Source organism: Flavobacterium beibuense F44-8, from assembly GCF_000769915.1.
Classification (GTDB): Bacteria; Bacteroidota; Bacteroidia; order Flavobacteriales; family Flavobacteriaceae; genus Flavobacterium; species Flavobacterium beibuense.
This window is the reverse complement of sequence record NZ_JRLV01000004.1, coordinates 221,447-236,249: the sequence shown is the minus strand read 5'-3', so window position 1 is coordinate 236,249 and position 14,803 is coordinate 221,447. Positions and strand designations below refer to the sequence as shown.

The 14,803-nt window shown below is 33.3% G+C and carries 16 protein-coding genes and 1 tRNA gene; 6 read left to right on the top strand and 11 right to left on the bottom strand.

Annotation, left to right across the window (positions count from 1 at the left end; translation table 11 throughout):
• Positions 1-27: 27 nt before the first annotated feature.
• Complete coding sequence (locus Q763_RS04740; RefSeq protein ID WP_035131726.1) at positions 28-711, bottom strand: porin family protein; 684 nt, start codon at positions 709-711, stop codon at positions 28-30.
• A 24-nt stretch (positions 712-735) separates the two neighbouring features.
• The gene (locus Q763_RS04735) at positions 736-1,311 is read right to left on the bottom strand and encodes a hypothetical protein (protein WP_035131725.1); all 576 of its coding nucleotides are present in this window, start codon (positions 1,309-1,311) and stop codon (positions 736-738) included.
• A 121-nt stretch (positions 1,312-1,432) separates the two neighbouring features.
• Between Q763_RS04735 and Q763_RS04730 the strand changes: the two genes are divergently transcribed.
• Positions 1,433-2,413, top strand: coding sequence for an SPFH domain-containing protein (locus tag Q763_RS04730; protein WP_035131724.1), 981 nt, complete (start codon positions 1,433-1,435; stop codon positions 2,411-2,413).
• 33 nt (positions 2,414-2,446) lie between these two features.
• Here Q763_RS04730 and Q763_RS04725 read toward each other — a convergent pair whose 3' ends face one another.
• The 4 genes from Q763_RS04725 to Q763_RS04710 form a co-directional block, all read right to left on the bottom strand.
• Positions 2,447-2,686 (bottom strand): DUF6327 family protein, encoded by a 240-nt coding sequence (locus Q763_RS04725; protein WP_035131723.1) that lies wholly within the window; start codon positions 2,684-2,686, stop codon positions 2,447-2,449.
• A 2-nt stretch (positions 2,687-2,688) separates the two neighbouring features.
• Complete coding sequence (locus tag Q763_RS04720; protein ID WP_035131721.1) at positions 2,689-3,045, bottom strand: phage holin family protein; 357 nt, start codon at positions 3,043-3,045, stop codon at positions 2,689-2,691.
• An 8-nt stretch (positions 3,046-3,053) separates the two neighbouring features.
• Positions 3,054-3,383 carry a YtxH domain-containing protein gene (locus Q763_RS04715; protein WP_035131719.1) on the bottom strand — a complete coding sequence of 110 codons (330 nt, stop codon included), beginning with the start codon at positions 3,381-3,383 and terminating at the stop codon, positions 3,054-3,056.
• Positions 3,384-3,682: 299 nt separating this feature from the next.
• Positions 3,683-5,368 (bottom strand): glutamine--tRNA ligase/YqeY domain fusion protein, encoded by a 1,686-nt coding sequence (locus tag Q763_RS04710; RefSeq protein WP_035131717.1) that lies wholly within the window; start codon positions 5,366-5,368, stop codon positions 3,683-3,685.
• A gap of 114 nt (positions 5,369-5,482) precedes the next feature.
• On the opposite strand from Q763_RS04710, the gene folB reads away from it, so the two are divergent.
• Positions 5,483-5,842 carry a dihydroneopterin aldolase gene (gene folB / locus Q763_RS04705; RefSeq protein WP_035131715.1) on the top strand — a complete coding sequence of 120 codons (360 nt, stop codon included), beginning with the start codon at positions 5,483-5,485 and terminating at the stop codon, positions 5,840-5,842.
• Positions 5,843-5,977: 135 nt separating this feature from the next.
• Positions 5,978-6,052: transfer RNA gene (locus tag Q763_RS04700), tRNA-Cys, on the top strand.
• A gap of 57 nt (positions 6,053-6,109) precedes the next feature.
• On the opposite strand, the gene Q763_RS04695 is transcribed toward Q763_RS04700, so the two are convergent.
• The 4 genes from Q763_RS04695 to rnr all read right to left on the bottom strand — a co-directional run bounded on the left by Q763_RS04695 (position 6,110) and on the right by rnr (position 10,542).
• On the bottom strand, positions 6,110-6,796 hold the full coding sequence (locus tag Q763_RS04695) for a LysE family translocator (RefSeq protein ID WP_035131714.1): 687 nt from the start codon (positions 6,794-6,796) through the stop codon (positions 6,110-6,112).
• Between the two features lie 91 nt (positions 6,797-6,887).
• Positions 6,888-7,538, bottom strand: coding sequence for a head GIN domain-containing protein (locus Q763_RS04690; RefSeq protein WP_035131713.1), 651 nt, complete (start codon positions 7,536-7,538; stop codon positions 6,888-6,890).
• Positions 7,539-7,668: 130 nt separating this feature from the next.
• Positions 7,669-8,331, bottom strand: coding sequence for a head GIN domain-containing protein (locus tag Q763_RS04685; RefSeq protein WP_035131712.1), 663 nt, complete (start codon positions 8,329-8,331; stop codon positions 7,669-7,671).
• A gap of 21 nt (positions 8,332-8,352) precedes the next feature.
• On the bottom strand, positions 8,353-10,542 hold the full coding sequence (rnr, locus tag Q763_RS04680) for a ribonuclease R (RefSeq protein WP_035131711.1): 2,190 nt from the start codon (positions 10,540-10,542) through the stop codon (positions 8,353-8,355).
• Positions 10,543-10,660: 118 nt separating this feature from the next.
• On the opposite strand from rnr, the gene Q763_RS04675 reads away from it, so the two are divergent.
• The 3 genes from Q763_RS04675 to Q763_RS04665 all read left to right on the top strand — a co-directional run bounded on the left by Q763_RS04675 (position 10,661) and on the right by Q763_RS04665 (position 12,885).
• Positions 10,661-10,900, top strand: a complete 240-nt coding sequence (locus Q763_RS04675; protein WP_035131710.1) for a DUF2007 domain-containing protein — start codon at positions 10,661-10,663, stop codon at positions 10,898-10,900.
• 626 nt (positions 10,901-11,526) lie between these two features.
• On the top strand, positions 11,527-11,955 hold the full coding sequence (gene rpiB / locus Q763_RS04670) for a ribose 5-phosphate isomerase B (protein WP_035131708.1): 429 nt from the start codon (positions 11,527-11,529) through the stop codon (positions 11,953-11,955).
• A 15-nt stretch (positions 11,956-11,970) separates the two neighbouring features.
• Positions 11,971-12,885 (top strand): cation diffusion facilitator family transporter, encoded by a 915-nt coding sequence (locus Q763_RS04665; protein WP_035131706.1) that lies wholly within the window; start codon positions 11,971-11,973, stop codon positions 12,883-12,885.
• Position 12,886: 1 nt separating this feature from the next.
• On the opposite strand, the gene Q763_RS04660 is transcribed toward Q763_RS04665, so the two are convergent.
• A complete protein-coding gene (locus tag Q763_RS04660) occupies positions 12,887-14,680 on the bottom strand; it encodes a DUF6119 family protein (protein WP_035131704.1) in 1,794 nt (597 codons plus the stop codon).
• Positions 14,681-14,803: the final 123 nt, after the last annotated feature.

Below are 14,803 nucleotides of genomic sequence, written 5' to 3'. Positions count from 1 at the left end.
GGAGCTTTTTTTATCACTGAAATTTATCTACAATATTTTATAATAAAGTGTAAAGCTAACAGAACTTAACTTACCCTTAAAATCAGGACCGGTATAAAGATTATATTGGTCTCTTTCATTATTTTCAACACCAGACAAAGCATTTGTTAAACCAAGATTATATTTAAGCGAAGCTCTAAAATCATTAAATCCACCAACAATACCAAAAGAAGTGCTTAAATTAAAGTCAGGTACACCTTGAAAACTATTCTGAGTTAATCCATATTCATAAGTTTGATTTGTTGTACTGGCACCTTTAGCCGGAGTCCATTCACCATTGGTTATTCCAACTGTTAAACCTGCCTGAGGACCAAAAAACATTTTATTATACTCAGGTTGAATGACATAGTAATTAAACATAAAATTCATATCAATAGTATCTACATTATATTTTTGATTACCTGAATCTGTAAAATCAGGAGATACCCCCGATACATAAGGTAAAGACAAAACATTACGCGAGTAAAGTATACCGAACTCGTAGTTAAAATTAAGATTGTAACCAAAGTTAATAGCAGCACCCAGATGATATCCTATAGATCCGTCTGCTGTTAATTGGTCTGAATTCAATGAAGCCTGATTAATACCACCTGCAAGAAAAACGCCTTTTGGCGCTTGAGCATTTGCATAAAAACAAATGAATAATAAGAAAAGAAAATAGTTCTTTTTCATGATAAAGTATGGTTAAAAATTAAATTAGTTTTTACAGTCAAAATAAACCGGATGAATGAAAAAATCTGTAATAAGCTCATGACTAACGGAATATTCATCCAGTCTTTTTACTAATTCAGTACAATCATTAAAGTGATTTTTAATCATTTTTACAGCTTCATTTCTCTTTTCATTATTTTCATCATTTAGTCTCTCAGTAAAAGTAGATTCTAAAATGGTATTGTCATTTTCATCTAAAATCAAATAGGTAACATAATCAATACTAGATAATTTTTTTACTACTGTCTTAACAATACAAACAAGATTCTTATTCTTAGATTCTGCCAGTACATAATATGCAGATGGCTTTTTATTACCATCAATGTAAAATGTTTTAAATAAGTATTCACCCAGTACAAAGTATTTAAAGTCTTTAAATCTGGCATATTTTTGCCAGTCTATACCAGGTAATCTATAACCTACTCTTTTATCAATTAAATAGATATAAAAGCTATTATCATCAATAATAATCTTTTCATCTTTTTGCGTAATCAAATATGAATTTTGTCCATAGGTCATAAAACCAAAAAGTAATAGGAAAAACATGTAAAACTTTTTCATAATAAATTTTAAGAATATTCCTGCAAATATAAAATATATTATAAAATTTGAAAGGCTCTGTAACAAGAGGCTTTTTTATTATACTAATAGTCGTATCTTAACAAAAATAAATCAACTAATCATGGGAAACGTTTTTTTGTATGTATTACTGTTTATAGTATTCATATTATTTCTATCATCATTCTTTACCGTTAAACAGCAAACAGCTGCTATTATAGAGCGATTTGGTAAATTCGGGAGTATACGTCATGCCGGACTTCACTGGAAAGTGCCTCTAATAGACAAGATTTCGGGAAGAATAAACCTTAAAATTCAACAGCTTGACGTAATTATTGAAACCAAAACCAAAGAAAATGTATTCGTAAAAATGAAGGTTTCGGTACAGTTCAAGGTTATTCAGGAAAAAGTATATGAGGCTTTTTATAAGTTGGAATATCCACACGATCAGATTACATCATACGTATTTGACGTAGTTCGTGCAGAGGTACCAAAACTAAAACTAGATGATGTTTTTGAGCGTAAGGATGATATTGCAATTGCAGTTAAAAGAGAACTTAACGATGCAATGACCACTTATGGTTATGACATTATCAATACCCTTATTACCGATATTGATCCGGATATTCAGGTTAAAAATGCGATGAACCGTATTAATGCTGCCGACAGGGAAAAATCGGCTGCAGAATATGAAGCGGAAGCACAAAGAATTCGTATTGTAGCTAAAGCTAAAGCTGAGGCCGAAAGTAAAAGATTACAGGGTCAGGGTATTGCTGACCAGAGACGTGAAATTGCAAGAGGTCTTGTAGAAAGTGTTGACGTACTTAACAAAGTAGGTATCAATTCTCAGGAAGCATCGGCACTTATTGTAGTAACACAACACTATGATACACTGCAGTCCATAGGTAGCGATACTAACTCTAACCTTATTCTTTTACCTAACTCACCACAGGCAGGTAGTGATATGCTAAACAATATGGTAGCATCATTTACAGCTTCAAACCAGGTTGGTGAGGCTATGAAAAATGCTTCAAAAAAGAAGAAAGATGACGATTCTAACAGATACATAGAACCGGAAACTGACTTTGATAACGACGAAGATTAAAAATAAAAAGAGCGGCTTATTTAGCCGCTCTTTTTATTTAAATATCTTTTTAAACAACATGGTAAGTGCCAGGCTTTTTAACGGTCCGGCAAACAAACCAAGTATGCTTAATATCCGTTTTGGTGTATCCCCTATTATATTTTTAAGCTGAAGGCTTTCTTTAGTTTCTTCAACTTCCTTAATTAACTTATGGTACGCAAGATCTTTTTCAACCTTTAGTATCCTAAGGTCTTTATTTATCTCTTCGTAACTATGGTAAATTTTTGATTTCATGGCTAATCGTAATCTTTAAAAAATATTCGTGAAAAATTAGCCAGTAAAGGTCCCTCGGTAATCTTATCCTGATAATAGTATACTATAATGGCCAGTATTAAATAAATACCGCCTACTATAAGGAATCCGTAGGCCATATTATCAAGGGCATAACCAATACCGATTGCCGCGGCTATCGAGAAAAATAAAACAACAAGTAACAACATTATGCCTAAAAGTATAACCTTAAGCATCATAGATGTTGATTTCATGAAGATTTTAAAACCCCATAGCTTGTAGTACTGCATATTTGCATCCAGTAACTCCTTAGCCTGGTTTTTTAAATCCTCAGCATTTTCTTTTATTTCCTCAAATGCCATATAACTAATTATTTGTTTGCAGCAGCTTTTGCCGTTCCTTTAAGCTCTTCTAATTTTTTCTCAAGTGTAGCAATGATATCTTCTTTCTTTTGCTCTACTGTTTCAACCAAATGGTCAAGCCCTGACTGAAGGTCTGCCTGAGAATGTCCGAACTTACTTTTTACCTGCTCAGAAATTTCATGAAGCTTATCTTTAATTTCATCTCTTTTATGATCATAACCATCTTTAATTTTCTTTCTGGTTTTTGATCCTTCATCCGGAGCAAATAAAATTCCTACACAGGCACCTATTGCAGCTCCTACTAGTACAGCTACTGCTGTTTCTGTTTTACCAGCCATAATTTATTGAATTTTTAGGTTAATAATTATAAAGGTAAAGACTTTAACATTTGTAGGATGTTAATGTGTAGTTAATTGAAGGCTAAATAAATCAAAAATTTAAATTAATGAGATATAAAGCGGTTTTACATGTATTACCTTACAATCACCTTTCCTACAAAAAATAATGTGTTACAATCAATTTATGAAGGTCAGTTTTAATAGTAAGTATTTATATATATTATAAAAACAATAGTATTTACATATAATAAAAAACTCCGGATAATATCCGGAGTTTAAATAGAAAATATTTATATGTATTATTCTTTACTTTCTAATTTGGCCCAAGTGTCTCTCAAACCAACTGTTTTGTTGAAAACAATTTTTTCGGCTGTAGAATCTCTGTCAACACAAAAATATCCTAAACGTTGAAACTGGAATCGGTCACCATCTTTAGCTTCACTTAAACTTGGTTCCAAATATCCTTTAATAACATCAAGCGAATTAGGATTTAAGTAACTCTTAAAGTCAATTTCCTTATCACCATCAGGATTTTCGTGGGTAAATAACCTGTCATAAATCCTGATTTCTGCTTCAAGAGCATGCTGAATTGATACCCAGTGAATAGTACCTTTTATCTTTCTAAGGCTGGCTTCAGTACCACTTCCACTCCTACTGTCAGTATCATAAGTACAGTGAATTTCGGTAATATTACCATCAGCATCTTTTACAACACTTTCACCTTTAATGATATAAGCATTTTTAAGACGTACTTCTTTACCAAGCGTTAAACGGAAATACTTTCTGTTTGCCTCTTCCATAAAATCTTCTCTTTCAATATATAATTCTCTTGAAAAAGGAACTTTTCTGAAACCTGCACTCTCATCTTCAGGATTATTTTCAGCATCAAGCCACTCTTCCTGTCCTTCAGGATAGTTAGTAATAACCAGTTTAACCGGATCTAATACAGCCATAACCCTTGGTGCAGTTTTATTAAGGTCTTCCCTTACACAAAACTCCAGCACAGAAACATCTACAAGGTTAGTACGCTTTGCAATGCCAATAGTATCGGCAAAGTTCCTGATAGCCATAGGAGTATACCCTCTTCTTCTCATCCCTGATATGGTAGACATTCTTGGATCATCCCATCCGGTAACATGACCTTCCTGTACCAGTTGTAATAACTTACGCTTACTAACTACAGTATGGCTTAGGTTTCTACGGGCAAACTCACGCTGTTTAGGTCGCATGGATTTGTTATCATAAATCTGATCCAGGAACCAGTCGTATAACTCCCTGTGCATAAGGAATTCAAGGGTACAAAGAGAATGAGAAATAGATTCTACATAATCACTTTGCCCATGAGCCCAGTCGTACATAGGGTATATTTTCCAGTCACTTCCTGTACGGTGGTGATGCTTGTGCAGTATCCTGTACATAATAGGATCACGCATAAGCATGTTTGAAGAAGCCATGTTTATTTTAGCTCTTAAAACATGAGTACCTTCCGGGAATTCACCATTTTTCATTTGCTCAAAAAGCTCCAGGTTTTCCTCTACAGATCGGTTTCTGTATGGACTTTCACTACCCGGTTGAGACGGTGTTCCTTTTTGTTTTGCCATCTCTTCAGACGACTGACTGTCAACATAAGCCAAACCTTTTTTAATAAGTTCAACGGCCCAATCATATAATTGCTGGAAATAATCAGATGCATAACGCTCTTCGGCCCATTGGTATCCAAGCCATTCCACATCTTTCTTAATAGCGTCTACATACTCCTGCTCTTCTTTGGCAGGGTTAGTATCGTCAAAACGAAGGTTAACCGGTGCATTATAGCGCAATCCCAATCCGAAGTTTAGGCATATAGAGCTGGCATGCCCTACGTGCAAATATCCGTTTGGTTCCGGCGGAAAACGAAAACGCAGGGATTCCCTGTTCATTCCGTTTGCCAAATCTTCCTCAATTATTTCCTCAATAAAATTTAATGATCTTTCTCTGGTCGACATATCCTGTTAATAATAAGATTGCAAAGGTATTAAAAAAGACGGTTTTTTTAGAATATTTAAAACACTATAAAAGGCTAAGAAATTGTATTTTTACAGCAATATTTTATACTTGCAATGGGAATTATTAAACTTACCAATATACGTACCTTTTCTTACCACGGTTGTTTGGTGGAAGAAGGCAAAATAGGTTCTGACTACAGTGTTGATCTTGAAATAAAAGCCGACCTGAGAAAATCAATGGAGACTGATGAACTGGCTGATACCGTTGATTATGTTCATCTTAACAAAATAGTTATTGAAGAAATGGCTATTCGATCTAAACTTTTAGAACATGTAGCTAAAAGAATTGTAAAACGTGTTTTTGATGAAATACCTTCGGTTTCAAGAATTGTTGTGGGAGTTTCAAAGATCAATCCCCCTATTGGCGGGGATGTACAGGCGGTAACTGTACAAATTGAAGAGTACCGTACCTAAACTTTTCAGTAATAATAACTTATAGTAAAATAAAACATTATATATTGCGATAACTTTGTATAAAGTTTAATTTTACTGGTAAATTTTCTTGCGTTACTGCAAAATATATGTAAATTTGCCAACCATAACCAAAAGGGCATCGTGGCCGAGGGGCTTAGGCACAGGTCTGCAAAACCTGCTACAGCGGTTCGAATCCGCTCGATGCCTCCACAAAAAAAGCTATCATTTTCATGATAGCTTTTTTTATTTTATATCGTTTTTGATTTATTACTTCTTATTCTCCAGCTTATCAAAAGCCTCGTCCATTAGTTTCTTTTCTGCGGGGAACCAACCCTGTATTAATAAAGCAAATCCAAATACCATAAGGATAATACTGATAGCTTTTTTTATTTTAGAAATGTTACTAATGGTAAGTTTACTTCTTAGCTGTTTAGCCAGCATAATTTTACCAATATCTATTAAAAGATAAGTACATATAATGGCGGTAAAGAATATAAATATTCTCGTTGGATCTAAATCCAATTGCGGCCCCCAGGTAATGATAATTGCCAGCCAGAAGCCCAATACGCCTATATTGATAAAATTAAGCAGGAAACCCTTTGCAAACAGGCTGAAATAGTTCTTCTTAATAATATCGCGGGAGGCATCATCTATAATCTCATTTTTAGCCGATTTATTAATCTTTATAAATGAAATGATACCGTATGTAATCATAATGAGCCCGCCAAATGTAAATAAGGCAGGCTCATCTTTAATATTCTGAAGTAATTTATAACTACTGAAATAAGCTATAAGAATAAAAATAATGTCTGAAAATATAGCACCAAGATCAAATGCCAATGCAGCCCTAAAACCTTTAATAACACTGGTTTCAAGCAGTACAAAAAAAACTGCTCCCGGCATAATACTTAAAATGAAACCAATAGATACGGCGCTTAAAATATCCTGTAACATCAACTAAAATTAGAGTGATGCAAGTTAGTATTTTAAATTTTTAAATAAAAACAACCGTGCTAAAGATAAATGTAAATCAATGGGATACTAACTATTTTACAATAGTAATTTCGGCATTGTTAGCCTTAGTTTCATTTATCTTATCGGGGTTACCATGAATAGCAAGTTCTGCACCCGATGCTACCACTGCATTTACCACACCGGTAGCATAAACAGAAACCTCGGCGCCCGATGCAATATAAACTGTAGTGTTTTCTGTTTTCAGCTTACTGGCATTTAGTTCACAGCCGCTTGCTGCATGAATTTCAAGTTGTTTTGCATTACCTTTTAATACAATTTCAGATCCTGAAGAAGCTGCCACACTCATATTTTCGGCATAAACAGAACAGTTCAGTTCGGTACCGCCATCAACACTTAATTGTAAGTATTTTGAATTAATAGTACCTTTTACTAACATTTCTATTGGTCCCGAAAGAGCTATCTGATTAATAGGTCCGTTAAAATGGATAATAACCTCAGCAGTTGAGGCCGAATTACTTAAAACAAGATTACCCTCTTCAGAACTTACCTGTAATGTATCTTCTCCTTCACCAATAATTAGCTTGTTTTCAGAAGATTCAACCATATACACTTCTACATTTCCACTTATGGCAAGCTTATCAAAGCTTTTAATTTCTACTGTTTTTTGTGCAGTGGCTAACTGAAATACCGCAATAGCTGCTATTAAAAATAACTTTTTCATGTCCTTTAAAATTAGTTGATCATTTACATAAAGACAGGTTTGTATATCAAACTGTTACAGTTAAAGTAAAAAAAATCCCGATAAACCTTACCGGCTTATCAGGACATCTAATTTTTAATCAGGTAATTAATTACATAACATTGATATTACCACCTATATTATTGGTTTTGTTTACCTGCTTAGGATCGCCATAAATATCAATATCACCGCCCCCTGTAGTTTTGGCATCTACAAAATCAGTAGCAAAAACATCGGCCTCTCCTCCTGCTGTTATACTTACAGAAGTTTGTGCCGTATTAAGATCTTTAGAGTTTAGAATTCCTCCCGAATTAATACTTACATCATGGTTAGAAGCCTTACCGTTAATGGTTAATATAGCACCCGATTTGATTTTACTTTTAAGTTTATCAACATCCAGATTCAGTTTAATTTGAGCTCCTTCTTTAGCATTAAGCTCAAAGGCAACTGCTTTAAAAGTATCTTCAGATGAAACATAAGCACCTTCACTGGCTTCCACCTGGTCTACATATTTGTAATACAATGTAACCGATATATCATCACCCTGAAGGAGTTTGGAAAACTTCATTCTTATTTTTACTTCATCTTTCTTGTTTACAACTTCCACATCCTGAGAATCATGACCTGATATAACAATCTTGTTCTCATTTGATTTCACCATTAAAACATGAATCTGGTCAAATACCTTTACAGTAGAAAAATCCCCCAGATTCCTGGTTTCCTGAGCAAACAGGCTACCCGAAAAAAGCAATAATGCCACAATTAGTTTTTTCATGATATATTAATTTTTGATTGATTACTCTTTCTTACCGAGGTACTGAAAATCAAGCTGCTTTTTAACCAGATCGGCATTTTTTACCTTAACGTAAACCTCGTCACCCAGCTGTAATAAATTGTGGGAAACCTGCCCTACCAAAGCATATTGCTTTTCATCAAAAGTGTAATAATCATCATTTATTTCTCTTATGCGGCACATGCCTTCACATTTGTTTGAAACGATCTCAACATAAATACCCCATTCGGTAACACCCGATATTACACCTAAGAACTCCTCGTCTTTATGATCCAGCATGTACTTAACCTGCATGTACTTAATACTATCACGCTCGGCATTAGCTGCAAGGTTTTCCATGTCAGACGAATGTTTGCATTTCTCTTCATACGCCTGCTCATCTACAGATTTGCCTCCATCCAGATAATGTTGTAACAATCTGTGTGCCATAACATCAGGATAACGACGAATTGGTGAGGTAAAATGCGAATAATAATCAAACGCAAGTCCGTAATGACCTATGTTATCAGTAGAATATATTGCCTTACTCATACTACGAATAGCCAATGTATCCACAAGATTCTGTTCTTTTTTACCCTGAACTTCGGCTAAAAGATTATTCAGTGATTTTGATACCGAATCTTTAGACCTGAAGTTGATATTATAACCGAATTTTGATATAACCGACTGTAAGTTAAATAGTTTATCTTCGTCCGGTTCATCGTGAATACGGTATACAAAAGTCTTTTTAGGCTGTTGCTTACCAATAAACTCTGCCACTTTCCTGTTGGCCAACAGCATAAATTCCTCAATAAGGTGATTAGCATCTTTAGCTACTTTAAAGTACACACCGGTAGGTTCGGAAGCTTCATTAAGATGGAACTTTACTTCTACCTTATCAAACGAAATTGCACCATGCTGCATACGCTTTCTGCGTAATATTTTAGCCAGCTCATCAAGCTTAATAACAGCATGCCGTATATCACCGTTTATTTGGTACTCCTCCCCTGTTAACGATATTTCCTGAGGGATGGTATTTCCTTTGGTTTCAATAATATGCTGGGCTTCCTCATAAGCAAAACGCTGATCAGAATAAATAGCAGTACGACCAAACCATTGGTTAACAACCTCTGCTTTCTCATTAATTTCAAACACTGCAGAGAACGTATATTTCTCCTCATGTGGTCTTAGTGAACAGGCAAAGTTAGACAGTACCTCCGGTAGCATTGGTACTACCCTATCTACCAGATATACTGATGTTGCCCTGTTAAAAGCCTCTTCATCCAGTAAGGTACCTTCTTCAAGATAATACGATACATCGGCAATATGAATACCTACCTCATAGTTACCGTTTTCAAGTACCTGGAACGATAAGGCATCATCAAAATCCTTAGCATCCTTAGGGTCAATGGTAAAGGTTAATACCTTTCTCATATCTCTCCTGTTGGCAATTTCCTCTTCCTTGATGGAAGTATCAATTTTTTGGGCATACGCCTCAACATCTACAGGGAAATCGTAAGGAAGCCCGTATTCGGCCAAAATAGCGTGTATCTCGGTATTGTGTTCACCAGGGCGTCCAAGTACCCTTAAAACCTCTCCAAACGGGCTGTCTGCCTTCGCAGGCCAGTCGTCTATCTTTACCAGTACCACATCCCCGTCCTGAGCATTGCCCAGTTTATTTTTAGGAATAAAAATATCGGTATACATTTTAGGGTTTGCCGTACTCACAAAAGCAAAATTCTTCTGGATGTCTATAACACCCACAAATTCTACCCTTGCCCTTTCAATAATCTCAACTACCTCACCTTCAGGTCTTCGTCCTCTCCTACGGTTATAAATATATACCTTAACCTTATCGCCGTCTAGGGCTTTGTTAAGGTTTGCGGTAGGGATAAATATATCGTCTTCAAGTTCATCACTCACAAAGTAGGCAGTCCTTCTGCTGGTCATATCTATCACACCTTCAATATAATCGGCTTTAGATACAACCCTGTATTTGCCTCTCTCTACTTCTTCAATCGTTTCTTTAGAGGCAAGAAATTTCAACTCTTTAATAATCTCGTTTCTGCTTTTGGTATCGTTTAGTTCCAGTGCAGCAGCTATCTGCTTGTAGTTAAATAGTTTATTTGGATCTTTAGAGAGTATTTTAAAAATTTTCCTGGAAAAGTCTTTTTCTCTTTTCACAGACGGTTTTCCGTTTCTTTTTTTACTCATATATAGTTTAAATATTGCTGAAAATTACGAATTACTTATAGAATAGTTAGTACAATTAATGAAATAATAACTATTTACTTACTAAATTTATACGGAGAATACTGAATCTCATTTACGTATGAAGGACTTTATCACAGCCGCCGTGTTTAGCTATCCGCACGAAATAGCTATCCTGAGGCACTTATTAACAGAAGCCGGAATAAACTTCTATTTCGAGAACGAAACCATTACAGCCATAGCTCCGCTTTACTCCCATGCCCTGGGCGGAATCAAACTCAAAGTTCACACTAACGACTTAGATACCGTAAAAGAGATACTCAAAAACTTAGAAGACTCAAATAATCTCAAAATTGTATAGCGTAAAAGTTATTAAGGTTTTCAACATACATTAAAAACAATAAATCCTTTTTAAAAATTTTAAAAATTAAATGATGGTTATTATTGCTTGTTAATAGTAGGAATAACTTTTGGCTAATTTGTTTTTTCAGCGAGTTATACAATTTTATACAAAGGTATTAACAAAGTTAAGAAATTGTAAATAATTAGTAATAAAGGTTTTCCTAAAAATAGGGTATAGGTTATTAACAATGGTTAATTACTGTTTTTTAATTATTTTGTTTGAAAACTTACCCTGTTGATTACTGTTAATAACCCCTGTTAACCTTTTCATAACTTTCAAAGAAATTCTAAGAAATAAATTTGGTTTTAAAAGTTAGGTTTTTGATTACAAAATTTATCGTTACAGTTTTAAAAAACTTTCTTTTTTCTGTTGTTAACTTATTAACAATAACTGTTAAAATTTAACTACTTAGTTTTCAGTACACTTACATATTCTATTAACAATTCAATATTTTAACATATTTATAAAACGTAAGGGTACTGAAAATCAGGCATAAAACATAAAAACCCTTTTAATAATATTACAGATGCTTAAATCTTGGTAACTTTGCAGCAATAAGTTTATTTATAAATACATTTTAAAGTATGAAAATTTCAATAGGTAACGACCACGCGGGTCCTGATTACAAAAAAGCTATTGTAAAGCACCTGGAAGAGAAAGGTATAGAAGTTATTAACCATGGTACAGACACTTTTGACAGTGTAGACTATCCTGATTTTGTACACCCGGTTGCCAATGATGTTGAAAACGGTACTGCCGATTTTGGTATTATTATATGTGGTAGCGGTAACGGTGTTGCCATGAGTGTTAACAAACACCAGAAAATTAGGGCTGCACTTTGCTGGATTAAAGAAATCGCGGCGCTAGCGCGCCAACATAATGATGCTAACATTATTAGTATACCGGCACGTTATACTTCTATACAGCAGGCTGTTGAAATGGTAGACACTTTTTTAAATACCGAATTTGAAGGCGGCAGACACCAAAATAGAGTAAACAAAATACCTTGTTAATAACATAAAGTTGTAGTGAGCAGGCACCATCATAATCATAGAATACATAAACATGAAATTGAAGGGAAAAATCTGCTTTTTTCCATACTGCTCAATACACTAATAACAATAGCCCAGGTTGTGGGAGGAATAATTTCCGGCAGCCTGGCTTTACTTTCAGATGCGCTGCATAACTTTAGCGATGTTCTTTCGCTGTTAATTAGTTATGTGGCACATAAACTTTCCCGTAAAAAAGCCACCATATCCCAAACCTTTGGGTTAAAACGATCTGAACTGGTTGCAGCTTTTGTCAATTCGCTTACCCTTGTTATTGTTGCTTTTTACCTTATTTATGAGGCTATTACACGCTTTTTTGATCCGGTTATTATTAAGCCGGGGCTTGTAATTTGGTTCTCCATACTGGGTATTGTGGCAAACGGACTCTCGGTACTGCTGTTAAAAAAGGATGCCAACCATAACCTGAACATGAAATCGGCTTACCTGCACTTATTAACAGACATGATGGCATCGGTAGCCGTGCTCGTAGGCGGACTCATGATGCATTATTTCGAAATGTACTGGGTAGATGCCGTACTTACACTTATTATTGCTATATACCTGGTGGTGGTAGGGGTAGACCTGTTAATAAAGTCGACAAAAATGCTGATGCTGTTCACACCCGAGTTTATAGACATTAAAGCTATAGTTAGGGAAGTACACAAAATTGAAGGTGTTAATAAACTGCACCATATACATGTTTGGCACTTAAATGAGGAGGAGCTGCACCTGGAAGCACATTTAGACTGTACGCACGATATTACATTATCGCAGTTTAACTTGCTGCTACAGGACATTGAAGATGTGCTGTATGATAAATTTGGAATTAACCACGTTAACATACAGCCCGAATTTAAAAAGGAAGATCCTAAGGATTTTATTGTGCAGGATTAAACTATAAATCAGAAATATCTATTAGGTTTATACCAAAATTATATGGTTGCATTTCTTTAATTACTTGGACTAATGAGTACTTAGCTATGTTAGATTGACATAAATCGATTCTTTCAAGAATATTTTTTCCTTTATAATGATTATTTTTGAAGGCCATTACAAAATTGATAGATAAATCTTTATCCCTTATTTTTTTAATAAAATTTTCAATATTAATCTCTTTATCCTCATTTCTTTTATTATATATCTTAAGAGTCTGTTTTAAATAGCTAATTCCCCTATTGTTTTTTAAATCATTCGATAATCTTTTAGCTGAAAGGATGACTTGAATATATAAATCTCTCATTTTTGTATTAAATCCATCTTTAACATGTATAAAGAAAACTTGATTGTCTTTAATATGTAAAATATCACATAGTTCAATATTATCGCTTATAACTTTATCTAATACATAATAATCAGCTAATTCGTTATAACTTTTATTATAACCATCTTCATCATCATCCTTTAACCAAGGTAAGAGAATATTTTCCTTAAGTTCATATTTTGAATAATATTCTTTGGCTTCATTATTCATTATTTTTAAGAATTCATCCTCAAGTAAATACCAATGACCATCAATTTTAAAATATTTTTTGAAATCATAATCAATTTCAGCAGTTATATGAGAGAAAAAGTTTCCATAGGTACTCTCTCTATCATTTATGTAACCAATAATATTTAACCTGAATAAATCTCCTCTAATATTAAACTTGTCATGCACGTTATTTGTATTTTCATAAATATATTTAGTACATTCAAAGTATAATTTAGATCTATCATCAATTAAAATATCTTTTTTACCTCTAGAAGATTTAAATCTGATTTTAAAACTATCACATTCATAAAATAATTCAAGTTTAGAAGGATGAACAACTTCTATTATATCATGTTGAATATATTTGACTCTATCAGGTGTGTTATGAGCCAGAACATCTTCAAAAACTATATCTACGAGCTGATTATCTAATTTATTTAGAAGATTATCATCATTTATTTTTGAGAATAGTGTTAGTTGTTTTACTTCGTATGTATTAATAATATTATCTATATCAATAATAAGAAATTTCAAATATTTAAAATCGATTTTTTTCCTTAAATAAAAATATGAACCCACTTCCATTAATGCTAAATTTTTCTCTAAATCATATTTTTTAAATTCTTTAAATTTTAATTCATCTCTAATCTTTATTTTAATCTTTATAGGGACTTCAGAATATTCCAATGTTTCAGATATTGTCTGATTTATGTTAAAAGTTTGCTTTTTGTGTGATATATTATTTGCAATACTACGAGTATCCAATTCTATTATTATATCATCAGTGGGTTTAGCTAATCTCTGATAGACTTCTATACCAAATAATGGATGTATATATTTTTTTATTACACTCATTCCACTTCCACTTATTACACAATAGATTTCACCTTTATATTTGATAAATAAAACAAAAGAAAACTCTACTATATCAAAGTTTTGACTTTCAGTAAGTTCATCGGGTAAAAATATTTTCCAATAAAATTTTTCTTTTGGTTGCCTATAACAGTAAGACCAAAAGGAAAACTCTTCTTCTTCTAGATAAGTAATTTTTGGATTTACTATTTTAATATCAAAATCTTTAGATTTACTTCTTAGTTTTTTGAGATGATTATTTTTTATGATTTCAATTATTTCATCATCTTTTTTTTCTCTTATTTCATAAAAAGATTTATCGATTTTAAAAATTTTTAAATCGAACTTCACATTATCTATTTTCATATCAGAATTGGGATTTGTAGTTAAATTTAAGAAAAAATAACCTACAAAATTTATATTAAAATCTTTGTATCAGTATTTTGCGATAAAGTCACAACTAATCTATTTCCAACCCTTTGACACAAA